This window comes from Streptomyces sp. JJ38, assembly GCF_019303475.1.
Taxonomy (GTDB): Bacteria; Actinomycetota; Actinomycetes; order Streptomycetales; family Streptomycetaceae; genus Streptomyces.
The window spans coordinates 71256-95446 of record NZ_JABLSI010000013.1 but is presented as its reverse complement, the minus strand read 5'-3'; the positions used below and the strand labels follow the sequence as shown (position 1 = coordinate 95446).

Below are 24191 nucleotides of genomic sequence, written 5' to 3'. Positions count from 1 at the left end.
TAGGGCACAGGCAGGCGGGGCAGATGGAGCACACGAACACGGGGCACGGCCAGGCCGGTGCGGGAGCGGCGGCCACGCCCGGAGCGCAGCGCCGCATCCTGGTGGTCGAGGACGATCCGACCATCGTGGAGGCGGTCGCCGCCCGGCTGCGCGCGGAGGGATTCGCCGTGCAGACCGCGGCCGACGGGCCGGCCGCGGTGGCGGCGGCCGAGAGCTGGAGCCCGGAGCTGCTGGTCCTGGACGTCATGCTGCCCGGCTACGACGGTCTCGAGGTGTGCCGTCGGGTCCAGGCCAGACGACCGGTGCCGGTGCTCATGCTGACCGCGCGGGACGACGAGACGGACATGCTCGTGGGCCTCGGCGTGGGCGCCGACGACTACATGACGAAGCCGTTCTCGATGCGGGAGCTGGCGGCGCGCGTCCATGTGCTGCTGCGCCGCGTGGAGCGGGCCGCCCAGGCCGCCTCGGTGCCGCCCGCGGGCTCGCTGCGGCTGGGCGAACTGGAGATCGACCACGCCCAGCGCCGGGTCCGCGTGACCGGTCAGGACGTACACCTCACGCCGACGGAGTTCGACCTGCTGGTGTGCCTGGCGAACTCGCCGCGTGCCGTCCTGTCCCGGGAGCAGCTCCTGGCGGAGGTCTGGGACTGGACGGACGCCTCCGGCACCCGCACCGTCGACTCGCACATCAAGGCACTGCGGCGGAAGATCGGTGCCGAACGCATCAGGACGGTCCACGGCGTGGGCTACGCCCTGGAGTCCCCGGCGCCCGCCGCCGACGGTGTCTGACCCGGGCGTGCACGGCTTCCGGCCGGCGGCCACGCGGCGACGGCGGGGTCCGGCCGCGCGGGCCCGCCGGGCCGAGCGCGCCGACCGGGCGGAGCCGTCGCTGCGGACCAGGGTCTGGCTGGCCCTGCGCCACGTGGACCCGTTCCGCTCGGTCAAGGGTGCTCTCGGCTGGCTGGTGAGCACCTCGGTGGGGATCACCACGTTCCTGATCCTCGTCGCGCTCAACGTGGCGATCGAGCTGCGCATGATCGTCATTCTGGCGGTCATCGCCTCGCTGCTGATCACCCAGTTCGTGGCCCAGCGGCTGGCCGCCCCGCTGGACGAGCTGACGGACGCCGCCCGGGCCATGGCGCTCGGGGACTACGCCCGCCGGGTGTGCTTCGACCGCCGGGACGAGCTGGGCGAGCTGGGGGCGACGTTCAACCGGATGGCCGCCGACCTGGAGGCCGCCGACCGGCACCGCAAGGAGCTGGTGGCCAACGTCTCACACGAGCTGCGCACGCCGATCGCCGCCCTGCGCGCGGTGCTGGAGAACGTGGTGGACGGCGTCTCGCAGGCCGATCCGGAGACGATGCGCACCGCCCTGCGGCAGACGGAGCGGCTGGGCGGGCTGGTGGAGCAGCTGCTCGACCTCTCCCGGCTGGACCACGGCGTCGTACCCCTGCACGTCCGCCGCTTCGAGGTGTGGCCCTATCTGGCCAACGTGCTCAAGGAGGCGAACATGAGCAAGGGCCAGGGCCACGCGCGCACCGACGTGCACCTGCACCTGGACGTCTCGCCGCCGGAGCTGACCGCCCACGCCGACACGGCGCGGCTCCACCAGGTCGTGGCCAATCTCATCGACAACGCCGTCAAGCACAGTCCGCCGCACGGCCGGGTGAGCGTCGCGGCCCGCCCGGGGCGGCAGCCGCAGAGCCTGGTGCTGGAGGTGCAGGACGAGGGGCCCGGCATCCCCGAGCCGGACCGGGAGCGGGTCTTCGAGCGGTTCGGGCGGACGGCGAGCGCCCAGGCGGGCGACGGCGGGACGGGGCTCGGCCTGGCGATCGCCCGGTGGGCGGTGAATCTGCACGGGGGCCGGATCAGGGTCGCCGAGTCGTCCCGGGGATGCCGGATGGTCGTCATCCTTCCGGGTCTCGGCCGGGTGCGGGGTTGACGTAGGCTCGACGCCGACGTCCGCCGGCGGGCCGCCGTCGGGCGCCGTGGCGTCCACGGCGTGAAGTCCGCGTGAACCGGCGACGCCTTCGAAAGGCTGTGGCAGTCTCCCGCCACAGCCCCGGGTTCGTGTACCCGGAACGGTCAAAATCAATTGTCTTTCCCACCTCACCGTGCCCTGAAACACACGCCGAGATGTGACGTACACGACGACTGGCCGGTCCGGACTGCACCGAAGCGCATCGGAGGCGTAGCCTTTATTTCCGCTGTCCACCACCATGTGAAGCGGAAGAGGGCGGTTGCCGCCGTGTCGTCACAGTCCCCGAACACCTCGAGCATCTCGACCGACCAGGACGGGCAAAGCAAGAGCCCGGCCACCGGTTTTGGTCCCAACGAGTGGCTCGTCGACGAGATCTACCAGCAGTACCTCCAGGACCCGCACTCGGTTGACCGGGCTTGGTGGGATTTCTTCGCCGACTACAAGCCGGGCAAGACGACGAGCGGAGAGCCCCAGACTCCCGCAGCCGCCGCCCCCACGCAGGCCCGGCCCGCGCCGGCCGCCGACGTGCAGCCCGCTGTGGCTCCGCCCCCGGCCGCCCCGGCCCAGGCCCCCGCGGCCCCGGCACGGCCGGCGGAGGCCGCACCCGCGCCCCCCCGGGCCACCGAGGCCGCCCCGAAGGCGGAGCCGAAGGCGGCCCCGAAGACGCGGGCCGCCACCCCGAAGGAGCAGCCGAAGCCCAAGCCGGCTCCCACCGAGGAGAGCACGGGGCCCGAGTACGTCACGCTGCGCGGGCCCGGCGCCGCCGTCGCGAAGAACATGAACGCCTCGCTGGAGCTGCCCACGGCCACGTCCGTGCGCGCCGTCCCGGTGAAGCTGCTCTTCGACAACCGCATCGTCATCAACAACCACCTCAAGCGCGCCCGCGGCGGCAAGGTGTCCTTCACGCACCTCATCGGCTACGCCATGGTGCAGGCGCTGAAGGCGATGCCCTCGATGAACCACTCGTTCACCGAGAAGGACGGCAAGCCCACGCTGGTCAAGCCGGAGCACGTGAACCTGGGCCTGGCCATCGACCTGGTGAAGCCGAACGGCGATCGCCAGCTCGTCGTCGCCGCGATCAAGCGGGCCGAGACGCTCACCTTCTTCGAGTTCTGGCAGGCCTACGAGGACATCGTCCGCCGCGCCCGCGACGGCAAGCTGACGATGGACGACTTCACCGGCGTCACCGCCTCCCTCACCAACCCGGGCGGCATCGGCACCGTGCACTCCGTGCCGCGACTGATGCCCGGGCAGGGCCTGATCGTCGGTGTCGGCGCGATGGAGTACCCGGCCGAGTTCCAGGGCGCCTCCCAGGACACCCTGAACAAGCTGGGCGTCTCCAAGGTGATGACGCTCACCTCGACCTACGACCACCGGGTCATCCAGGGCGCGGCCTCCGGCGAGTTCCTGCGCCAGATGCACCAGCTCCTGCTGGGGCAGAACGACTTCTACGACGAGATCTTCGAGTCCCTGCGCATCCCGTACGAGCCCGTGCGCTGGAACCAGGACATCGACGTCTCCCACGACGACGAGGTCACCAAGGCCGCCCGCGTCTTCGACCTGATCCACTCCTACCGGGTGCGCGGCCACGTCATGGCCGACACCGACCCGCTGGAGTACAAGCAGCGCAAGCACCCCGACCTGGACATCGCCTCCCACGGGCTGACCCTGTGGGACCTGGAGCGCGAGTTCGCCGTCGGCGGCTTCGCCGGCAAGTCGATGCTCAAGCTGCGCGACATCCTCGGCGTCCTGCGCGACTCGTACTGCCGCACCACCGGCATCGAGTACATGCACATCCAGGACCCGAAGCAGCGCAAGTGGATCCAGGACCGGGTCGAGCGCCCGCACACCTCGCCCGAGCGCGAGGAGCAGCTGCGCATCCTGCGGCGGCTGAACGCGGCCGAGGCGTTCGAGACGTTCCTGCAGACGAAGTACGTCGGCCAGAAGCGGTTCTCGCTGGAGGGCGGCGAGTCCGTCATCCCGCTGCTCGACGCCGTCATCGACTCCGCCGCCGAGTCCCGGCTGGACGAGGTCGTCATCGGCATGCCGCACCGCGGCCGGCTGAACGTGCTGGCCAACATCGTCGGCAAGTCCTACGCGCAGATCTTCCGCGAGTTCGAGGGCAACCTCGACCCGAAGTCGATGCACGGCTCCGGCGACGTGAAGTACCACCTCGGCGCCGAGGGCGAGTTCACGGGCCTGGACGGCGAGAAGATCAACGTCTCGCTCACCGCGAACCCCTCCCACCTGGAGGCCGTGGACCCGGTCGTCGAGGGCGTGGCCCGTGCCAAGCAGGACATCATCGGCAAGGGCGGCACGGACTTCACCGTCCTGCCGGTCCAGCTCCACGGCGACGCGGCCTTCGCCGGCCAGGGCGTCGTGGCCGAGACGCTGAACATGTCCCAGCTGCGCGGTTACCGCACCGGCGGCACGGTGCACATCGTCATCAACAACCAGGTCGGCTTCACCGCCGCGCCCGAGGCGGCCCGCTCGTCGATGTACTGCACCGACGTGGCACGGATGATCGAGGCCCCGATCTTCCACGTCAACGGGGACGACCCGGAGGCCGTGGTCCGCGTCGGCCGGCTCGCCTTCGAGTTCCGCCAGGCGTTCAACAAGGACGTCGTCATCGACCTCGTCTGCTACCGCCGCCGCGGTCACAACGAGACCGACAACCCGCAGTTCACCCAGCCGCGGATGTACAACCTGATCGACAAGAAGCGCTCGGTGCGCAAGCTGTACACCGAGTCGCTGATCGGCCGGGGCGACATCACGATGGAGGAGGCGGAGCAGGCGCTCCAGGACTTCCAGGGGCAGCTGGAGAAGGTGTTCACGGAGGTCCGCGAGGCCGCCGCCGTGACGCCGGGCGAGGCCGCCGAGGCCCCGGCGGTCAAGCCGGAGTTCCCGGTCGCGCTGGACACCGCCGTCAGCGAGGAGGTCGTCAAGCGGATCGCCGAGTCCCAGGTCAACATCCCCGACCGGATCGCCGTCCACCCGAGGCTGCTGCCGCAGCTCCAGCGCCGCATGGCGATGGTCGAGGACGGCACGATCGACTGGGGCATGGGCGAGACGCTGGCCATCGGCTCGCTGCTGATGGAGGGCACCCCGGTGCGGCTGGCCGGCCAGGACTCGCGCCGCGGCACCTTCGGCCAGCGGCACGCGGTGCTCATCGACCAGAACACCGGCGACGACTACACGCCGCTGCTGTACCTGGGCAAGGACCAGGCGCGGTTCAACGTCTACGACTCGCTGCTGAGCGAGTTCGCGGCGATGGGCTTCGAGTACGGCTACTCGCTGGCCCGCCCCGAGGCGCTGGTGATGTGGGAGGCGCAGTTCGGCGACTTCGTCAACGGCGCCCAGACGATCGTCGACGAGTTCATCTCCTCGGCCGAGCAGAAGTGGGGCCAGACCTCCGGCGTCACCCTGCTGCTGCCGCACGGCTACGAGGGCCAGGGGCCGGACCACTCCTCGGCCCGCATCGAGCGGTTCCTGCAGCTCTGCGCGCAGAACAGCATGACCGTCGCGATGCCGACGCTGCCGTCGAACTACTTCCACCTGCTGCGCTGGCAGGTGCACAACCCGCACCACAAGCCGCTGGTCGTCTTCACCCCGAAGTCGATGCTCCGGCTCAAGGCAGCGGCCTCCAAGACGGAGGAGTTCCTCAGCGGCGGCTTCCGCCCGGTCATCGGCGACACGCTCGTCGACTCCGGCGAGGTGAGCGCCGAGGCGATCCGCAAGGTCGTCTTCTGCTCCGGCAAGGTCTACTACGACCTGGACGCCGAGCGGCGCAAGCGCGGCGCGACGGACACGGCGCTCATCCGCATCGAGCGGCTCTACCCGCTGCCCGCCAAGGAGATCCAGGAGGCGCTGGCCCCCTTCACCAAGGCCCAGAAGTACGTGTGGGCCCAGGAGGAGCCGGCCAACCAGGGTGCGTGGCCGTTCATCGCGCTGAACCTGGTGGACCACCTGGACCTGATCATCGGCGCGGCGCCGGACAACGCGGACCGGCTGCGCCGGGTCTCCCGTCCGTCGTCCTCCTCGCCGGCGGTCGGCTCGCCGAAGCGGCACGCTCAGGAGCAGACGGAGCTGGTGTCGGAGGTCTTCGACATCTGACGCCGCCGCGCCGCGCCGCGGCCGGAACCCGCCCGGGGCCGGGCCTCTCGCAGGAGAGGCCCGGCCCCGGGCCGTTTCCCCGGACGCCCCGTGGGGACGTGCCGGGCAGGGCGTGGCACTCAGCCCATGGTGGCCTCCAGGTCCCAGTACGGCCGCACCCGGCGCTGGGCGGAGAGCGTGTGCGGGTGCTGGGGGCCGAGGGTGCGGGTGAGCCGCAGGAGGGCGTCCTCCTCCTGCTTGTCGGCCTCCTTCCGCTCGCGCAGCGAGCGCAGGTCGGCCGCGAGCCCGGTCTGCGCGGAGAGCGTCATGGGGTGGTCCTCCCCCAGGACCCGCCGCGAGCGGCGCAGGGTGTCCCGGCTGAGCTCGGCGGCGTCCTCCAGCCGGTCGTTGAAGTTGCGGCCGCGTGCGGCGTTGAGCGCGCAGCCCAGGACCCAGGGGTGGTCGTCGCCGAGGGTGGCGGCCAGCCCGGCGTAGGCGGACTCGAAGACGGCCATGGCCTCGGCCCGCTCTCCGGCGGCCTGGAGGATGAGCCCCGCGTTGGACAGCATGCCGGTGGTGATCGGGTGGGCGGGCCCCAGGACGTTGCGGAAGACGGCCGCCGCCTGCTCCAGGTAGTCCCGGGCGAGGTCGAGGTCGCCGTGCTCGCGCAGGTAGTTGGCGTAGTCGGTGCGGAAGACGGCCGTCTGGTGGTGGGCGGCGCCGTAGACCTGCTCGTACTGCTCCAGCAGGCTCGCCATGACCCGCCCGACCTCCTGGTGCGGGCTGCCGGCCCGCCGTTCGCACAACACCAGGTTGGCGCGGGCCGCCAGCGTCTGCGGGTGCTGGGCCCCCAGCACCTGGAGGTGCAGCCGGACGACGAGCTCCTGGCGGGCGAGCGCGTCCCGGTAGCGGCCCATCAGCCGCAGGTCACGGGCGCAGGCGGTGCCGGAGAAGAGCGTCGCCGCGTGCCGGGGGCGCAGCAGGGACTCGCGCAGCCGCAGCGTCTCGACGTCCATCTCGTAGGCCTCGGTGTAGCGGCCGAGCATGCGCAGGGCGAGCGCCAGGTTGTGGCGGTTGGTGAGGGTGGTGTAGTTCTCCGGGCCGCGCACCTGCAGGGCCGTCTCCAGCACCTCGCGCTGGAGCTGCAGCGACTCCTCGTACTGGCCGAGGTAGTGCAGGTCCTGGGCGTAGCAGTTCCGCGCCGTCAGCAGCGAGTGCACGTCGGGCTCCTCGGCGGCCCGCAGCCGTTCCAGCATGCCGCGGTCGAGCTCGTAGGCGGTGCGGAAGTGCCCCATGTTGCGCAGGATGTTGCCCTGCTGGGTGGTGAGCTCCAGCATGCGCCGGGCGTCGGGCTCCATGAACTCCGACCAGCGCTGGCGGACGCGCTCGGCGAGCTGGCTGCCGAGCACGTACTCTCCGGCCCGCAGGCAGTAGCTGAGGCAGTTGAGGACCGTGGCCTGGACCCGGGGGTGGGTGCTGCTCAGCGCCCCGGAGGGCTCCAGGTGCGGCAGCAGCTCGGCGTACCGGGGCCACTGGGTGGCCTCCAGCGGCTGCCCCGGGTCGGCCTCGGCAAGCAGCCTGCGCACGACCCTGCGGTAGGTCTCCCGGTCCTCGGCGGTCGTCAGCCGTCCCATCACCTCGTGGACGAGCCGGTGCATGTGGATCGTCTCCTGCCGGGGGCTGGGCTCCCCGCCGCTGGAGGCGGCCGCCGCGCTGCGGCTGTCACGGGTGATGACCGAGTAGTTGACGAGGGCGTCCAGAGCACGGGACCAGCCCGCCGGGTCTTCGGCGATCCACGACAGCCGGTCGGGGAGGTCGCCCTGCGGGATGCCGTGGACGAGACCGATCGGAATGCGTCCCGGGGCGAAGCAGGTGGCCAGGGTCAGCAGCTCGACGGCGCGCGGCTGGGCCGCCCGCAGCCGGTTGATCATGATCGACCAGGAGGTGAGGGAGGCGTCGGAGTAACCCTCCAGCTCCGCCCGGCCCGGCAGGGGGGTGACGGTGTCCCGCACCATGCGCAGGTACTCGGAGACGGGCATCTTGGTCTCGTCCAGCAGTGCCGCGGCCTGGGCCAGCGACAGGGGGACGTCCCGGTGCTCCTCGGCGACGAGTTCGGCATCGCTCACGGTGACGTGCGCGGCGCGGCGCATCAGATAGGCGGCCGACTCGTACCGCTGGAATCCGGGCACCTCCAGGACGTCGACCGTGCGGCCCCAGTCCCGGTTGCGGGAGGTGATGAGGGCGTGGCCGCTGTAGCCCTGCGGGAGGAGCCCGTCGGCGCCCTCGACATCGTCCCAGCCGTCGAAGACGAGCAGCCAGCGTCCGTAGGGATCGCCCCGGCGCAGCGCCTCCCGCACGACGCGGATGCGCTCACCGGTCTCGGTGCCGACGGACAGCCCGAGCTCGGGGGCGAGTTCGCCGTACCGCTCGCGCAGCGTGCCGCGCAGGTCCGAGGGAATCCACCACACGACGTCGTAGTCCGGTGTGAAGCGGTGCGCGTACTCGGCGGCCAGCTGCGTCTTGCCGATGCCGGGCATCCCGACGAGGGCGCAGGCCGCCATGCCGTACTGGGTGTCGGTCAGCCGCTGCTGAAGCACCATCAGCAGGTCCTCGCGGCCGGTGAAACGAGGGTTGCGCAGCGGCACCTCGCCCCAGACGACCGGCGGGTCGTTGGGGTAGCGGGAACCGCCGCCCAGCGTGCGCTCCGGCGCGTTCGTGGGGAGCCCGAGCCGGGTCAGCAGCCGCCACTCGGCCTCGTCCGCGCCGACGGACCACAGATCGACGGGCTGGAGGACGGTGGTGGCCGGGAGCAGGGTGCGGTTGGTGAGACTGACGGCGGCGAACCGGTCGGCGTTGTCGCGCAGATAGCCGCGCAGCACCTCGTTCCACTCGCCCTCGCGGCGCGGTCCGAGCTGGAAGAACCAGTCGCTCAGGACCAGGATCACCCGGCTGCCCGACAGCAGAAGATCGGCGAACGCCGACTCCAGCGGCTCGTCGCGGGGCGGGTCCCAGCGGAGCAGGGTGGTCGTATGGCGGTAAGCCTCCAGCCGCCGGGCGATCCAGGACGCCCAGGGCCGGTTGTAGCCGGGGAAGGCGATGACGAAATGTTCGCTGCGGTGCTCGGTCGCCCCGCTGCCTGCCGAATGCCGCTGTGCGGCCATGCGCACGTCTCCCTCGTTGCGTAGAACCGCGTCGCCCCGCCGACCGACGCGAGAGAGCAGCACTCTATGTCACCGCGGCGTCGCTCTCCGGTCATCTGCGGCGCGGTCGGACCCGTTTCCCCAGACTCTGGTGGTACTCACTCATGCCTATCGCGAACTGTCTTCCAGCGTAGGTGAGTTCAGGCGAATTGAGGAGGATCGGCAGCGCCTCGCGCACCTGCTCCCAGCACTGCTCGTGCTGCTCCCCGGCCGCCCTCCGGAACCGCTCGGGCGCCGTCCCGCCACAGGCCAGCCGGGCCCACAGGTCCGCGAGGGCCAGATGCGCGTACGTGCCGTGCAGCACACCGCGCACCGGGCGCGGATCGGGCCGCCACCCCACCCGGTGGGCCGCGCCGTCCGCCACGCCCTCCGGCTCCTCGGGACCGGGCCCGTGCAGGGGCGCCAGCTCGTGCACGAGGTCCAGTTTGGTGTGGTGGGTCTCGTGGACGAGGACGGCGGCCAGCTCCACGGGGGAACCCGGCCACGTGGTCAGCAGGGCGCCCGGCACGGCCCGCGTCGTCGCGCTCACCCGGCCCCGGCCGCCGCCCGACGGCGCCGCGCCCAGCGGCACGACCGCCCGGACCAGCGCCCTGGTCTCGGCCGCCCGGGCGGGGTCGGCCGTCAGCAGCAGGGCCAGCGCACGGCTCCAGCGCGCCGCCCAGGGAAACGCCGCCGCCTCGTTGCGCTCGGCGGCCGGCCTCGGCTCCAGCCCGGGCAGGCCCACCCCGCCGGGCGGGACGCGGAAGGGATCGACGTCCTCCAGCCGGGCCGCCGAGCCGGGCAGCCGGGCGGGCTGCCGCCACCCCGGGCCCACCCCCGTCCACCGGACCCGGGCCCGGGCTCCGGGAAGCCGCAGCACCGCCGCCCCGGCCCGGGGGTACCCCAACGGCCGCACCCACGCCGCGCCCGCACGCACGCTCACCCGGACCCACGGGGCGGAGGTCCGCAGGACCCCAACCCCGGGCAGGGCCAGCGTGCCCTCGGGGGCGGTCAGGTCGGCCGTGCACGCGGTGCCGGTGTGCAGGGCGACGGCCACCGCGGCGGCGCCGAACGCGGCGAGCGCCCGCTCCAGCTCGGCACCTTCGGCGGCCCGGACCGCCGCCACCAGCCGGGCCCCCACGGCCGGGTAGCCCAGTGCGAAGCGGGCGGCGGCGGGCCGCCCGGCCTCGGCCCGGGCCAGGAGCGCCCAGTGCGCCGCGAAGGCGCGGTGGACCTCGGCGCCGACAGCCTCGGGACAGCGCCTCAGCCGGGTGTGCACGGCCTTGAGGAGGACCAGGGCGCGGTCCTCCTGGGCTCGGCGCAGCAGGGCGAGATCGCCGCGGACGAGCCGGGTGGCCGCCATGCGGGAGAGCGCGGCGGCGGGCACACGCGTTCCGCCCACGGTGTCCACCGTGCCGACCGGGTACGCCGTCACGTCTCACGTGCCCCGCGAGCGTCGTCCCCCCGCGGCGGGCCGGGTAACGGATTTGACCGGAAACCGCCGGTCGGGCTGGGCAGCGGCTCCGAGTCCGTTGTTCCGGCCCAGGTCTCGTCGAGGGCCTCCGGGTGGCGCAGGAGCGCCTCGACGCGCGCCGCCAGCCGGGGGTCCGCGTGATCGGCCAGCGTGGCCAACGGGACTTCGCCGAGGTCGGGGAGGGGACAGACGTCGGCCCCGGGGCCCGGCGGCACCGTCTGCTCGTCGGTGGACACCCTGGGCTCTCCTCCCCGCCGACTTCTGCCGTACGCCGCCCGAACGGCTGGACGGTTCTTCCCGCAGGCCCGGCGGGGGAAACCCGCCCCGCTGTGCTTCGGCCGTCGCCAGGCGTTCTGCGCCCGGAAGGTCCGCGTCGGCCGCGCAGGGCGGCCGGCACGGCACGGTGCGCGGCGCCGCCGCACGACGCGGGACGGTGCACGGCCCGGGCGGCCCCGGCTCAGCGGCCGGGCGGGGGCGCGAGGCGCCGTCGTGTCTCGTCCACCTCGTCCCACGGCACCGGCTCCAGGTGCGCGACCAGCCGCCGCCACTCCGCCGACGCCTCCTGGAAGGCCTCCCGGGCCGCATCCGCGTGCCCCTCGGCGGCCAGCAACGCGCCCTGGGCGTGCAGGACGCGGGCCACCGCGACGGACGGGGCGCCCCGGGCCGCGGCGCGCGCCTCACGGAGTGCGGCCCGGAAGGCGGCTCCCGCCTCCCCCGCGTCCCGGCCCCCGCCCCCCGGGAGTTCGGCCGCCAGCACCCGGCCCAGCTCCAGCCAGGCGTCGGCGCGCAGCTCCGCGTCGGCACCGCGCCACGCGGCGCCCTGGAGCAGGTGTACGGCCTCGTAGCGGTCGGGTGGGAAGCCACCCCGTCGGTGGCGTACGAGCAGCGCCCGGGCCAGGGCGAGTTGCAGCCGGGAGAAGAGCGGGGCGCGGCCGGGGACGGTGGCGAACGCCTCCCGCAGCACTCCCTCGGCCCGGGCCACGGTGGCGTCGCTCGCGGCGGGGGCGGAGGCCCGGTCGAGCAGCCGCGCGCCCCACTCCGCGAGGATCTCGCACCGGCGCATGCTGTCGCGGGGGGCCGCGTTGGCGGCCTGCGCGTAGGCCGCGTCGGTCTCCTCGGCCCGCCCGGCGTCGGCCAGCGTGCGGGCGCGCACGAGCTGGGCCCGCTCCCCCAGCGCCGGGGCCTGTGCCGTCAGCTCCTGCGCCCGGCGCACGGTCTCCAGGGCCTCCTCGGTGCGGCCGTGCAGCCGTAGCGCCGCTGCGAAGTCCAGCAGCGCTCCCACCCGCAGGTCGTCCGGCACGTCCGCCGCCTCCGACTGCTCGCAGGCCGCCCGCAGTTCCCGCACGGACTCGGCCGCCAGCCCCGCCCGCAGCCGGGGCGCGGGCTCGGCCTCGGCACGGGCCAGCAGCACCCGGCCGAGCCGCAGATGCCGGGTGCGCCGCTCCTCGGGCGGGAGGGACGCCGCGTCCAGCCCCCGCAGCACCCGCTCCGCCGCGGCGAGCTGCTCGGCCTCACCGGCCGCGTGCCAGGTGCCGTAGTGGACGGCGGCCAGCTCCAACGCCGCCTGAGCCCGCCAGGGGTGCCCGGGCTCCGCCCGGCGCAGGGCCTCCGTCAGATACGTCTGGGCCCGGCTGAGCACTTCGCGGCGGGCCGACCCGTCCCGCCGGACGGCCGGGGTGCCCGACTGGGCCAGCAGCACCCTGCCGAGGGCCAGCAGCGCCCGCACGCCGTCGGCGTCCTCCCCCGTATCCGTCTCCTGCCCGAGCAGGGCGTCCTCGGCGTAGTGCCTGGCCTGGGCGAGCAGGGCCGGGTCGCGCTGCTGCCGCCACTCGCGCAGCAGCGCCTCGGCCTTGCCCAGGGGCCCGGCCCCGTCCTCGCTGGAGGGGGCGGGCTGGAACCAGCGCACGACGCGGGCGGGCACCTCGGCGAACAGGGAGGTCTGCGAGGTGACCCCGCCGTCGTCCTCCTCCTCGGCGGGCGGGAGCGGGGCCGCCCGCCCCTCGGCCCGCGCACGCTCGTCCGGGGCCGACGGCGTCGGCTCGGCTCGCGGACCGGGTGAGGCGTCCGTGAGCCGGGCGACCGCGAGGGCCGGGAAGTTACGGGCGCCCTTGCCGAAGTGCCGGGCCACCAGCCGCGAGCAGTGCCCCAGCACGTTGGCCGCCGCGTCCTGGCCCAGCGACTCCAGCAGCATCTCCCGCACCCCGTGGGCGAAGCGGTAGTGCGGCCCCGCGCCGATGCCGTGGGCCGGGCCCTCGGTCTGGCCCGGCACCTGCCACAGCAGGCCGCCGAGCAGCACCTCGGCCAGCTCCATCGGGCCGGTGTCCGGCAGCAGGGCCCGCTGGACGAGCTGCATGACCGGAAGCGTGGTCGGGGCCGCGGCGAGATGGGTGGCCAGCCGGCGTGCGCCGGGCGAGGCCGCGGCGGTGAACGCGCGCAGTGCCTCCTCCGGGCTGCGGGCGGCCTGGCGGCGCGGGCCGGGCGCCGGCGCGGGCGGGTGGTCGGCGCGCAACCAGGCGGCGGCGCCCCGCGCGGAGACGTCGCCCGTCCCGGACAGCAGCCGGGCCCAGGCGCCCAACGCGTCGACCGTGGGCAGCAGTACCGGAACCGGTCGCGCTCCCGGGGCCGGGCGTGCGCCGGGGCCGTAGCCGTCGGGTTGGAAGGTCAGCGGACCGCCCGCGGGTCTGCGCAGCAGCCGGCCGTGGACGGCGGGGAGGGCGGTACGCGACCACAACCGGGGCGGCAGCGGCTGGACGACGGCGACGGGCGAGGCCTCGGCCCACGCGTGCAGCATGCGCTGAGCCGCGCCGGAGCGCCACAGCGGCCCCACGCAGTCGCTCACGACGAGGGTCAGCCGGCGCCCCGTCGGATCGCGGAACTGCCCGGAGGACCGCAGCCGGGGCACGCCCCCGCCGCCGGCCGTGGTGCCGATCACCGCGCTGCCGTCCTCGGCGCGGTGCAGGTAGTGCGCCTGCACGTCGCGGAAGACGCCGATCTGCTCGCAGACCTGCCGTAACTCCTCGAACATCCGCTCCCACACCACCATCGAGGGTGAGGTGTCCAGCAGGAGCTGCATGTCGGTTCCCCAGCGTTCGACCGGGCGGAACACGGGCCGCAGGACTCCGGCCCGCGCGCTGAGGTCGGCGGTGGCCTCCTCGTCGAGACCATAGCGGCCGCTGGCCGTCCGGGGCCGGTAGCCGCGCAGGGGGCGCAGGGCGCGCTGCAGGCCGAGGAGCCCGGGCAGCGCGGCGGCCACCGGTACCCGGACGGGGAAGGCCGCCTGCCCCTCACCGTCCACTCCCTCCGCCTCGGGTGCCGGCGTGAACAGCGAGACGGGCGGAGAGGGCCCGTGCCCCGGCCGGGGCGTGCGGGACGGCGAAGCCGGGGGCGGCGCCGGTTCGCCGACGGCGCCCGGCCGGGCGTCCCCGTCGTCAGGGCGCCCGGCCGGGGCGGAGTCAGCGCCCCCGGAGCGGGGTTCCGCGCCGCCGGGCCACTCCGGGGCCGTGGCCCGGGCGAGCCACAGGGCGTCGGCGACGTCCTCGGCACTCGGGTCGAGTCCGGCCGCCCGCAGCCGGGTGAAGACGTGCCGCAGCCGTCCCTCCTCCGTCATCGCGGCCTCACCGCGGCCGGTCGAGCGGCTGCATCAGGATCTCGGCGAGTCGGTCCCTGGTCACCCGCTCGGCCTGCGGGGTGTGCTGCGTGAGGTAGAGGGCGTTGAGCAGTTGGTCGGCGGCGATGACGGAGCCCGGGTCGCGGCTGAGGAAGCGGGCGATGAGGTCCTCCCCCGCCGTGACGGCGTCCGCGCCCAGATGGGCCGCCACCATCGCGGCGAGCTGTTCCTCCCCCGGCGGTTCGAGCTCCAGCTGGATGCACCGGCGCAGCAGGGCGGGCGGGAAGTCCCGCTCGCCGTTGGAGGTGAGGACGATGAACGGGAACGTCGTGCACCGGACCCGCCCGCCCGTCACCTCCACCCGGCGGCCGTCGTCCGTCAGCACCTGGGCCGTCGGCTCGCGGTCCGCCACCCGCTCCAGCTCGGGGATCGTGAACTCGCCCTCCTCCAGAGCGTTGAGCAGGTCGTTGGGGAGGTCGAGGTCGCTTTTGTCCAGTTCGTCCACGAGTAGCACCCGGGGGCGGGAGGCGGGCAGCAGAGCGGTGCCCAGCGGGCCGAGCCGCACATAGGAACCGATCGGCCGGGGCGTCGTCGCCTCCCCGCCGCCCGCCGCGCGCTCCAGCTGGACGTCCTGGAGCCGGCCGATCGCGTCATAGCGGTACAGCCCGTCCTGCAGGGTCGTCCGGCTGACGATCGGCCAGCGCAGCACCCGGCCGAGGCCCAGCTCGTAGGCCACGGCGTGGGCCAGGGTCGATTTGCCCGTGCCCGGGTTGCCCGTCACGATCAGCGGCCGCCGCAGGTAGAGGGCGGCGTTGACCGCCTCCACCTCCTCCGGCCGCGGGTGGTGGTTCTCCACGAGGCGCCGGCGCACGCCCAGCCGACGCGCCGCGCTCGGGTCCGCCTCGGCCACGGCGGCCTCGGCCGCCTCCACCTCTCCTGGACGGTCGGGTCCTCCGGTGAGCGGGCCCGCCTCGGGATCCGGCCCGGCGTCCCCGTCCGGGCCCGCGGCGGCGAAGTCCCGCCACGGCGGCGGGGGCGGCAGCCGCCGGATACCGTCGTGCGGGAGCCCCGCTCCGCGGTAGATGCGCCAGTCGTTCACGACACGGCCTCCTCACGGGCTCGTTGCTCGACGGTACTCCGCACGGCCCGGCCTGCGGAGACCTCCGGCCGTCCGAAGCACGGCACTTGACGCGTTCTCGGCCAGGAGTTCACCAGGGCTCCTCCGGGGTCGGATACGGCTCGTGGACGGAGCCGACGGCACCCGCGTCCGGCTCCGGCGGGTCGTAGAGCAGGGCGATCGAGCGGCCCCAGGCGGTGTCCGGGTCGCTCCCGTCGGGATCGCAGGTGCGGATGCGCAGGCTGCGCAGCGGGCCGTGCAGGCCCTCGGCGGTACGGACCTCGGCCACGAAGTCCTCGGCCTGACGGTGGAACTCGGCGCAATCCGTGTGCCCGCCGGCCTGCGAGCGCCAGATCACCACCGGGTGGCCCGCGGTCAGCGCCGCGTCCATCGCCTCCGCGCCGTCCCCGTCACCGACACCGCCGCAGTAGACCGGCACGCTCCCCGGCGGGGCGCTGGAGAGCCGGTCGTAGACGGCGCCCCAGCGCTCGCCGCGGGGCCCGCCGTCGTGCCCGCACACCTCGACCCCCGAACGCAGCGGGACCGCCGCCAGTGGCCCGCTCTGCGCGGCCGCCCAGCGCCGCCGCCACTCCTGGGTGGGCTCGACGACCGTGCGCAGCAGGTCCCGGACGGCGACCACCCGCCGCTGCCCGAGCGGCAGCCCGTGCGGATTCGTCGCCCCCTCGGGCGTGCGGCGCGGGGCCAGTTCCCAGGAGTCGAAGGGGAGATCGAACAGGTCACGCGGGACCACGAACTCGACGGCCGCCAACTGGCCGCCCACGTCGCACTGGTTCAGCGCGGCGGCCAGCGCCCCCCGCAGCGCCTCCCGCAGCTCGCCGCGGCGGTGCCCGGTGTCGTCACCGTCGAAACCGGTGACGCCGCTCGGATCGTCGGCGCCCAGGGGGTCGAAGACGAGCTTGACCTCCCACGGGTAGCGGTCGCCGTAGCTGCGCGGATGGATGACCACCCGGACGGCGGCCCGCGGCCGGGAGCGGTGTTTGGGGGTGCCCGGGTCGGCGCCGTCCAGGATCTCCTGGACCTCCTGGCGGATGTCGATGAGCGGCTCGGCGGTGGCCCGCACCCACGCGCTCAACTCCGCGAGGGGGCCCGCGTCCCGGGTGTGGCCGCGGGCGCGCACGAGGCTCGCGACCTCCGCCGCGTACCGCACCATGCCCATCAGCTCGGGCCGCTCTTCCCGGCCGTAGAGGAGTCCGACGCCCTCCCGCCAGGTGCGGGGCGTCGGCTCGTCCACGCCCTGCCGGTAGCGGCCCTGGAGCGTGCGCACGCGTACCGCGTCCACCAGCGAGGTCACCTCACCGGAGGTGTCGGGCGGGGTCAGCGCGGCCAGACAGCCGAGCAGGTGCGTGCGCAGCCCCGGGGTGAAGTGCCGCGGCCGCTCGCCGCACAGCTCGTACTGCGCGTCCGTCCACGAGGGGTCGGGGGCGTTCGCCCGGAACCGGCCCAGGTGGTAGCGGTCGTGCGCGGCGAGCACGTCCGCCAGCAGCCCGCCGTCCGGCAGGTCGAGCAGGGCGTGCAGGGCGGTGACGGGTACCGCCACACCCGCCGTCGGATCGCTCTCGTCCCGGGCCTTGGAGATGCCGATGACCTCGCCGCGCACCGTGTCCACCACCGGGCCGCCGGAGGTGCCCGCCACCGGCCGTTCCCCGCGCAGCAGGAGCAGCGGCCCGTCCAGCCCGCTGACCTCTCCGGCCACCGGGCGGTAGGCCCGGGTGCCGGTGGCCAGCGACCAGCCGTGCAGGGCGACCCGGCTGCCCTCGAAGGCCGCCCGGTCGCTGAGCCACACGCACTCGACGTCGGTGGCCTCCGGCACCTCCACGAGGGCGAGGTCGGGCGCGGGCCAGCCGCGTAACGTACGGCCGCCGCCCGGCTCCGGCACCGGCAGCGCGAGGCGCACGGTGCCGACGGCCCGGCCGCCGGCCCACGTCACGCCGACGGCCTCCGGCCTGGTCCACACCTCGCCACCTCCTTGATCCAGAACATGCGCGCAGGTCAGCAAGTACGTGGGCGCGACGAAGAAGCCGCTCCCCCAGAAGGTGTCGCTGGGCGCGTCATACCCCTCGCCGGGCGCGGAAATGCGCGCGACCGCACCGCGCACGAGTGCGTCGAGGGCGCTCACGGGGTCGAGGGGGTGGCGGCGGATCGGGGCGCGGGAGGCACGGAGGGCGCGCTCCGCGGCTCCTCCGCTGCCCCGGCCGCCTCGGGGGCGGCCTCGGCCTCCCGGGCGCGACCGCGCCCGCCACCGCGCTCCGTCCAGGTGAGGGTGACGTTGATCGACGCCGTCCCCTGGGCGTTGGCCAGCAGGCTGACCAGCTTCCCCTCCTGGGCCGCGAGTTCCAGCCCGAACTCGACGGTCACCTCGTCCGGCGCCGCCGCGGCCATGCCCATGCGCACGGAGCGGACGACACCCCGCACGGTGTCGGCCAGGCCCGAGGCCAGCTCGGTGACCCGGCCGCTCAGGGCCGAGTCCTGGTATCCGCCGCCCGGGCGCAGCTCCTGTGCCTCGCTGACGCGCGCCCACACCACCGTCCCGTCGTCCAGGCGCAGTTGCGTAATGCCGTCACTCACGACCCGACACCCCCGTCTCCCCCACTCGTCGACCCCGGTCGGTTCGCAGGTTATCGGCGCCACCCAGCGGGCGCGAGGGGCCCGGCCGGGCCCGGCATATCCTGCGGAGGTAGATCCCATCGGCGACGGAGAGCACGTTGTATTTCACCGACCGCGGCATCGAGGAGCTGGAGAACCGGCGCGGCGAGGAGGAGATCACCCTCGGCGAGCTGGCCGAGCTGCTGCGCACGTTCGTCGACCTCAACCCCGACTTCGAGGTCCCCGTGGAGCGGCTGGCCACCTGGCTCGCCCGGCTGGACGACGAGGACGACGAGTGACGGGCGCGAGCTGACGACGCACCGGGGGCGGGCCGCCACAGGACCCGGCCGCCCGGCGCCCGCGACCGCCCGCCGGGCGGCTCCCCTCATCCGGGCCTCGGAGCACTGCTCCGAGGCCCGCGGCATGTCCGTTTCTTGCCGGATGCCCGGTTCCGGGGGAACTTGACGCCACAAGGACGCGATGTATCGTGAATGGCGCGACGCGATATATTGCGTGATGTCTGATGTCCACCACCGGACCGAGGAGGCGCCGTGGCCAGCGAGTCGGACCAGTCGTCGGAGCAGTGGGGCCAGCGGGGCCCGGACGGCCATCCCGGCCGTCTTGAGTGGCTGATCGACACCCCACGGCGGCTCGCCCTGGAAGAGCCGGTGGAGAGCCTGCAGGTCCGGGTCGTCGGCGGCGCCGTCAACGTCGTCGGCCTGGCAACCGGGGCCGGAGCCGGGGCGGAGGGGGAAGCCGGTTCGGGCGCCCGGCTGGAGGTGGCCGCGATCGACGGGCCCCCGCTGCGCGTCGTCCTGGAGGGCGGCGTGCTCACCGTCGCCTACGACGACGTGCCGTGGCAGGGCTTTCTGAAGCTGCTGGACGGCAGGGGCTGGCGCCGCAGTGCCGACATCACGCTGGCCGTCCCCGCGCACGCCGAGGTCCGGGTCGCGGCCGTGAGCGCCGCCACGGTCGTGTCCGGTCTCACCGGTCCCACCGAGACGCGCGGCATCACGGGCGACACGACGCTCGTCGGGCTGCGGGGCCCGGTCACCGCGCACACCGTCTCCGGTGCGGTGGAGGCCCAGGCCCTGGGCGGCAAGCTCGCGTTCCACTCGGTCTCCGGCACCCTCACGGTCGTCGACGGCGGTGCGGGCGCCGTCAAGGCGGACTCCGTCACGGGAGACCTCATCGTCGACGTCACGGACAGGCCGGGCAGCGAAGACCCCGGCGGCCTCCCGCTGCCCGGTCACCCCACGCCCACGGAGCTGGCCATGACGACCGTCTCCGGGGACATCGCCGTCCGGCTCCCCCCGCACCCCGACACCGTCGTGGAAGCCCATACCACCGGCGGCTCCCTCTCCTGCGGCTTCGAGGACCTCCGGATGGACGGACACTGGGGGGCCAAGCGCATCACCGGAGCGCTCGGTTCCGGACGTGGCAAGCTGAGGGCCACCACGGTCTCCGGCCGCATCGCCCTCCTGCGCAGAGCGCCCGCCCCCGCCGACGCCGCCCCCTCGTTCGTGAAGGACGCCTGACATGCCCCCCGTCTTCGCCCACGGCCGACTGCGCCTGTACCTGCTGAAGCTGCTGGCGGAAGCCCCCCGGCACGGTTACGAGGTGATCCGGCTGCTGGAAGAGCGCTTCCGCGGCCTGTACGCCCCCTCGGCCGGCACCGTCTACCCCCGGCTCGCCAAGCTGGAGGCCGAGGGGCTGGTCACCCACACCACCGAAGGGGGCCGCAAGGTCTACTCGCTGACCCCGCAGGGGCGGGCGGAGCTTGCCGGGAGACAGGGCGAACTGACGGAGCTGGAGCAGGAGATCCACGACTCACTGACGGCGCTCGCCGCCGAGATCCGGGAGGACGTGCGCGGCTCCGCGGACGACCTGCGCCGGGAGATGCGCGAGGCTGCCCAGGCCAACGGCACCGCGGCCGACGGCGAGCGGGAGACCTCTGGGCGTCCGGGGCGCGGCGGGAAAGAGGGGGCCCGCCGCGGTAGGGCGGACCACCGCCAGATCCGCCAGGAGAAGATCCAGGCCGCTCAGGAGGACGCCCGGAAAGCCCGGCAGGAGGCACAGCGGGCCGCGCAGGAGGAGGTGCGGCGGATCGCCCGCCAGGTACAGGACCGCGTCTCCCCGCATGCCCAGAGCGGTGACTGGCAGCGGGCGGTCCGCGAGGGCATGGCCCAGCTGGCCAAGGAGATGGGCGGCCTCGGCCGTACGACGAACCAGGGCGCGGCCTGGCCGCCTCCGTTCGGCACACCGCCGGGCGAGCCCGGCACGCGGCACCGGCCCTCGGAGCCGCGCGAGTCCCCCGCCGCGGCAGAACACCCCGAGCCCGAGTGGCCCGGCGAGGCCGCCGCCGAGCCCGGCGCCGACCCGGCCCGCACGCTGGAACGGCTACTGGACCACTTCCGGGACGAGGTCCGTGACGCCTCCCGCGACCACGGCGTCACGCCCGAGCAGTTGCGCGACGTGCGACGCCATCTGTCCACCGCGGCAGCGCAGATCGCCGCCGTGCTCCGGGCCCCTCAGTGAACCGGTCACGGTCCCGGCACGGCTGAACCGGGGTGGGAGGGTGCCGAACGGAGCGCGGAAGCCGCTGCTCCGAGGGCCGGGGCCGGGCGTCGGAACCGGGGCCGGGGGCCGGGGCGGGGATCAACCGGTCCCCGGCTCCCGGCTCCCGGCTCCCGGCTCCCGGCTCCCGGCTCCCGGGATCAGCGCAGTGCCTTCTCGAAGAAGTGGTCGGCGTACGGGCCATCGTGGTAGGCCGGGATCTCCTGGTAGCCGTGCGCGGCGTAGAGCGCCCGCGCCTCCACCAGATCCGCCCGCGTGTCCAGGCGCAGCACCGTGGCGCCCAGGTCCCGGGCGGCGGCCTCCGCGGCCCCCAGCAGCGCGGCTCCGCCGCCGGTGCCCCGCAGCTCCGGCCGCACGTACACGCGCGCCAGCTCCCCCACGCCGGGCTCCATCAGGCGTACACCCGCGCAGCCGGCGACGTCCCCGTCGTAGCGACCCAGGAGGAACCTGCCCTCGGGCGGGGTGAGGCCGTCGCTGGGCTCCGCCGACATCGCGGCCCGCACCTCGTCCCGGGTGGCGGCCCGGCCGTGGTAGCGGCCGACGATGTCGGTGTAGTAGGCGAGGAGGATGCCTTCGGCCTCGGCGCCGTCCACGGGCGCCGAGGCCACGGCCCAGGTCATCGGTCGGCGCCGACGGTGAGCACGATCTTGCCGAACAGGTCGCCGGAGGCCATCTTCTCGAAGCCCTCGCGTGCGCGCTCCAGCGGCAGCGTCGAGTCGATGACGGGGCGCAGTCCCTTGGCCGCGCAGAAGTTCAGCAGCCCGGCCAGCTCCTCCTTGGTGCCCATCGTGGAGCCGATGACCTTCAGCTCCAGGAAGAAGATGCGGTTCAGCTCCGCCTTGGGAGGGTTGTAGCCGCTCGTGGCACCGGAGATGACGAGCGCGCCACCCGGCTTGAGGGACTTCACCGAGTGGGACCAGGTCGCCGCGCCGACGGTCTCCATCACCGCGTCCACCCGGTGCGGCAGCCGAGCTCCCGGCTCGAACACGGCCTCGGCGCCGAGTTCGAGCGCCTTCTTCCGCTTGCCCTCGTCCCGGCTGGTGGCGAAGACCCGCAGCCCCGCCGCCGCGCCGAGCGCGATGGCCGCCGTCGCCACGCCACCGCCGGCGCCCTGGACCAGCACGCTGTCCCCGGGCCGGACTCCGGCGTTGGTGAAGAGCATCCGGTAGGCGGTCAGCCACGCGGTGGGCAGGCAGGCCGCCTCCTCGAAGGAGAGCTGCGGGGGCTTGGGCAGCACGTTCCACTGCGGCACGGCCACCCGCTCCGCGAAGGTGCCCTGGTACTTCTCGGTGAGGATGGTGCGCGGCTCGCGCGGGCCGACGCCGTGGCCGGTCAGCCCGATCACCGGATAGACGACGACCTCGTTGCCGTCCGCGTCGATCCCGGCGGCGTCGCAGCCGAGGATCATCGGCAGCGCCTCCTCACCGAGTCCGACCCCACGCAGCGTCCACAGGTCGTGGTGGTTGAGAGAGGCCGCCCTGACGTCGACGGTCGTCCAGCCCGGCGGCACGTCCGGCTCCGGACGCTCTCCCAGTTCGAGTCCGGTGAGCGGCTGTTCCCGGTCCATCCGGGCGGCATACGCAGCAAACATGATCCGCACGCTACGCCGCGTCAGGGCCGTGCGGAATGGCCTGCCGCTGTGACACGCGCCGCGCACGCGCGTGGGGCGGTACCGGCCGGTACCGCCCCACGGTGTCTCGTTCCAAAGCTGTGCGCTCAGAGCACCTTGGAGAGGAAGCCCTGCGTGCGCTCGTGCTGCGGGTTGGTGAGCACGTCCCGCGGATGTCCGGACTCGACGACCACGCCCTCGTCCATGAAGACCAGGGAGTCGCCCACCTCGCGGGCGAAGCCCATCTCATGGGTGACGACGATCATGGTCATGCCGTCCTCGGCCAGGCCCCGCATGACGTCCAGCACCTCGCCGACGAGCTCCGGGTCGAGCGCGGAGGTCGGCTCGTCGAAGAGCATCAGCTTGGGCTCCATCGCCAGCGCCCGGGCGATGGCGACGCGCTGCTGCTGGCCGCCGGAGAGCTGCGCGGGGTAGTTCTTCATCCGGTCCGCCAGCCCCACGCGCTCCAGGAGGCGCGCCGCCCGCTCCCGGGCGACGGCCTTGGACTCGCGCTTGACCTGGACGGGCGCCTCCATGACGTTCTCCAGCGCCGTCATGTGCGGGAAGAGGTTGAAGCGCTGGAACACCATGCCGATGTCCTTGCGCTGCTCGGCGACCTCACGCTCACGCAGTTCGTAGAGCTTGTCGCCCTTCTCCCGGTAGCCGACGAGCTGCCCGTCGACGGAGAGCCGCCCGGCGTTGATCTTCTCCAGGTGGTTGATGCACCGCAGGAAGGTCGACTTGCCGGAACCGGAGGGGCCGACGAGGCAGAAGACCTCCTGCGGCGCGACCTCCAGGTCGATGCCCTTGAGCACCTCCACGGGTCCGAAGGACTTGTGGACCTGCTCGGCCTTCACCATCGGCCGGGCGGTGCCCGTCGTGTTCTCGCTGCTCATACGGTGGTCCCTCCCACCTTGCTCGGCGTGCGGAAGGAGGAGAGCTGGCCGCGGATCCGCTGCAGCGGAGTGGGCGGCAGCGAGCGGTTGGCGCCCTTGGAGTAGTGCCGCTCCAGGTAGTACTGGCCGATGCTGAAGACCGTGGTCAGGAGCAGATACCAGACCGAGACGACGATGTACATCTCCATGACGGCGTAGTCGGTCGACCCGATGTTCTTCGCCACGTAGAAGAGCTCTCCGTAGCCGATGGCGAAGGCCAGCGAAGAGGTCTTGAGCATGTTGATGAACTCGTTGCCCGTCGGCGGGATGATGACGCGCATCGCCTGCGGGAGGACGATGCGGCGCATCGTCTTGGTGCCGCTCATGCCGAGGGCGTGCGCCGCCTCGGTCTGACCGTGGTCGACGGACTGGATGCCCGCGCGGCTGATCTCCGCCATGTACGCGGCCTCGTTGAGGCCGAGAGCCAGGAGCGCGGCGACGAACGGCGTCATGACGTCGTTCATCTCGTTCTTGTAGATCGGCCCCAGGTCGACGGTCGCGAAGACCGCGGACAGGTTGAACCAGAGCAGGAGCTGGACGATCACCGGGGTGCCGCGGAAGAACCAGATGTAGGCCCAGGACACCGCCGACAGCACCGGGTTGGCGGACAGCCGCATCACGGCGAGCAGGGTGCCCAGGACCACGCCGATGAGCATGGAGTAGACGCTGATCTTCAGCGTCTCCCAGGCCGGGCCGACGAACGTGCCGTCCGTCAGGCGCTCGCCGACGACGGCCCAGGCGATGTCGCCGCCGGCGAAGGCGAGGCCGATCAGACCGAGGACGACGATGACGAGGGCGGCGCCGATCCAGCGGCCGTAGTGACGGACCGGAATGGCCTTGATGGCGGCCGGCGCGGCGCTCGCACCGTCCTCCGGGTCCCCGGGGCCTTCGGTCTTGCTCAGTTCCGCCGGTTCGGTGGTCGCCACGGCGGTGTCGGTCTTGGTCGGCTTCGTGTCGCCGACCGTCTTCTCGCCCTGGGCGGGCTGCGCGGCCTGGTCGGCCTTACGCAGCCCGTCG

17 protein-coding genes are annotated in these 24191 nt (G+C 73.9%); 6 read left to right on the top strand and 11 right to left on the bottom strand.

Features of this window, described 5'->3' with window-relative positions; translation table 11 throughout:
- Positions 1–23: 23 nt before the first annotated feature.
- From HPT28_RS08970 to HPT28_RS08960, 3 genes are all read left to right on the top strand, one after another.
- Positions 24–788 carry a response regulator transcription factor gene (locus HPT28_RS08970; RefSeq protein ID WP_219090434.1) on the top strand — a complete coding sequence of 255 codons (765 nt, stop codon included), beginning with the start codon at positions 24–26 and terminating at the stop codon, positions 786–788.
- A 100-nt stretch (positions 789–888) separates the two neighbouring features.
- On the top strand, positions 889–1941 hold the full coding sequence (locus HPT28_RS08965; RefSeq protein WP_257578328.1) for an ATP-binding protein: 1053 nt from the start codon (positions 889–891) through the stop codon (positions 1939–1941).
- Positions 1942–2247: 306 nt separating this feature from the next.
- On the top strand, positions 2248–6093 hold the full coding sequence (locus HPT28_RS08960) for a multifunctional oxoglutarate decarboxylase/oxoglutarate dehydrogenase thiamine pyrophosphate-binding subunit/dihydrolipoyllysine-residue succinyltransferase subunit (RefSeq protein WP_219090432.1): 3846 nt from the start codon (positions 2248–2250) through the stop codon (positions 6091–6093).
- Between the two features lie 119 nt (positions 6094–6212).
- On the opposite strand, the gene fxsT is transcribed toward HPT28_RS08960, so the two are convergent.
- The 7 genes from fxsT to HPT28_RS08925 all read right to left on the bottom strand — a co-directional run bounded on the left by fxsT (position 6213) and on the right by HPT28_RS08925 (position 18035).
- Positions 6213–9233 (bottom strand): FxSxx-COOH system tetratricopeptide repeat protein, encoded by a 3021-nt coding sequence (gene fxsT, locus HPT28_RS08955; protein WP_219090431.1) that lies wholly within the window; start codon positions 9231–9233, stop codon positions 6213–6215.
- 91 nt (positions 9234–9324) lie between these two features.
- Positions 9325–10653, bottom strand: a complete 1329-nt coding sequence (locus HPT28_RS08950) for an HEXXH motif-containing putative peptide modification protein (protein ID WP_219090430.1) — start codon at positions 10651–10653, stop codon at positions 9325–9327.
- A gap of 29 nt (positions 10654–10682) precedes the next feature.
- Entirely contained in the window at positions 10683–10961 is a 279-nt protein-coding gene (locus tag HPT28_RS08945; protein ID WP_219090429.1) for a hypothetical protein, read from the bottom strand.
- Between the two features lie 221 nt (positions 10962–11182).
- Complete coding sequence (locus HPT28_RS08940; protein WP_219090428.1) at positions 11183–14332, bottom strand: SAV_2336 N-terminal domain-related protein; 3150 nt, start codon at positions 14330–14332, stop codon at positions 11183–11185.
- Positions 14333–14339: 7 nt separating this feature from the next.
- On the bottom strand, positions 14340–15431 hold the full coding sequence (locus tag HPT28_RS08935) for a MoxR family ATPase (protein WP_219090427.1): 1092 nt from the start codon (positions 15429–15431) through the stop codon (positions 14340–14342).
- A 109-nt stretch (positions 15432–15540) separates the two neighbouring features.
- Complete coding sequence (locus HPT28_RS27600; protein ID WP_219090426.1) at positions 15541–17586, bottom strand: trypsin-like peptidase domain-containing protein; 2046 nt, start codon at positions 17584–17586, stop codon at positions 15541–15543.
- The gene (locus tag HPT28_RS08925; protein WP_308119138.1) at positions 17583–18035 is read right to left on the bottom strand and encodes a CU044_2847 family protein; all 453 of its coding nucleotides are present in this window, start codon (positions 18033–18035) and stop codon (positions 17583–17585) included. Before HPT28_RS08925 ends, HPT28_RS27600 begins: the two co-directional genes overlap by 4 nt.
- Positions 18036–18172: 137 nt before the next feature.
- On the opposite strand from HPT28_RS08925, the gene HPT28_RS08920 reads away from it, so the two are divergent.
- The 3 genes from HPT28_RS08920 (at position 18173) to HPT28_RS08910 (ending at position 20591) form a co-directional block, all read left to right on the top strand.
- Entirely contained in the window at positions 18173–18352 is a 180-nt protein-coding gene (locus tag HPT28_RS08920) for a DUF6104 family protein (RefSeq protein WP_219090424.1), read from the top strand.
- 330 nt (positions 18353–18682) lie between these two features.
- Positions 18683–19591, top strand: coding sequence for a hypothetical protein (locus tag HPT28_RS08915; RefSeq protein ID WP_219090578.1), 909 nt, complete (start codon positions 18683–18685; stop codon positions 19589–19591).
- Between the two features lies 1 nt (position 19592).
- Complete coding sequence (locus tag HPT28_RS08910; RefSeq protein WP_219090423.1) at positions 19593–20591, top strand: PadR family transcriptional regulator; 999 nt, start codon at positions 19593–19595, stop codon at positions 20589–20591.
- A 179-nt stretch (positions 20592–20770) separates the two neighbouring features.
- Here the strand turns inward: HPT28_RS08910 and HPT28_RS08905 are convergent, their stop codons facing one another.
- The 4 genes from HPT28_RS08905 to HPT28_RS08890 all read right to left on the bottom strand — a co-directional run bounded on the left by HPT28_RS08905 (position 20771) and on the right by HPT28_RS08890 (position 24076).
- On the bottom strand, positions 20771–21250 hold the full coding sequence (locus tag HPT28_RS08905; protein WP_219090422.1) for a GNAT family N-acetyltransferase: 480 nt from the start codon (positions 21248–21250) through the stop codon (positions 20771–20773).
- Positions 21247–22221, bottom strand: a complete 975-nt coding sequence (locus HPT28_RS08900) for a zinc-binding dehydrogenase (protein ID WP_219090421.1) — start codon at positions 22219–22221, stop codon at positions 21247–21249. Before HPT28_RS08900 ends, HPT28_RS08905 begins: the two co-directional genes overlap by 4 nt.
- A gap of 125 nt (positions 22222–22346) precedes the next feature.
- Positions 22347–23135, bottom strand: a complete 789-nt coding sequence (locus tag HPT28_RS08895; RefSeq protein WP_306824595.1) for an amino acid ABC transporter ATP-binding protein — start codon at positions 23133–23135, stop codon at positions 22347–22349.
- Positions 23132–24076 carry an amino acid ABC transporter permease gene (locus HPT28_RS08890; protein ID WP_219090576.1) on the bottom strand — a complete coding sequence of 315 codons (945 nt, stop codon included), beginning with the start codon at positions 24074–24076 and terminating at the stop codon, positions 23132–23134. The genes HPT28_RS08895 and HPT28_RS08890 overlap by 4 nt, the downstream gene beginning before the upstream one ends.
- Positions 24077–24191 lie beyond the last annotated feature (115 nt).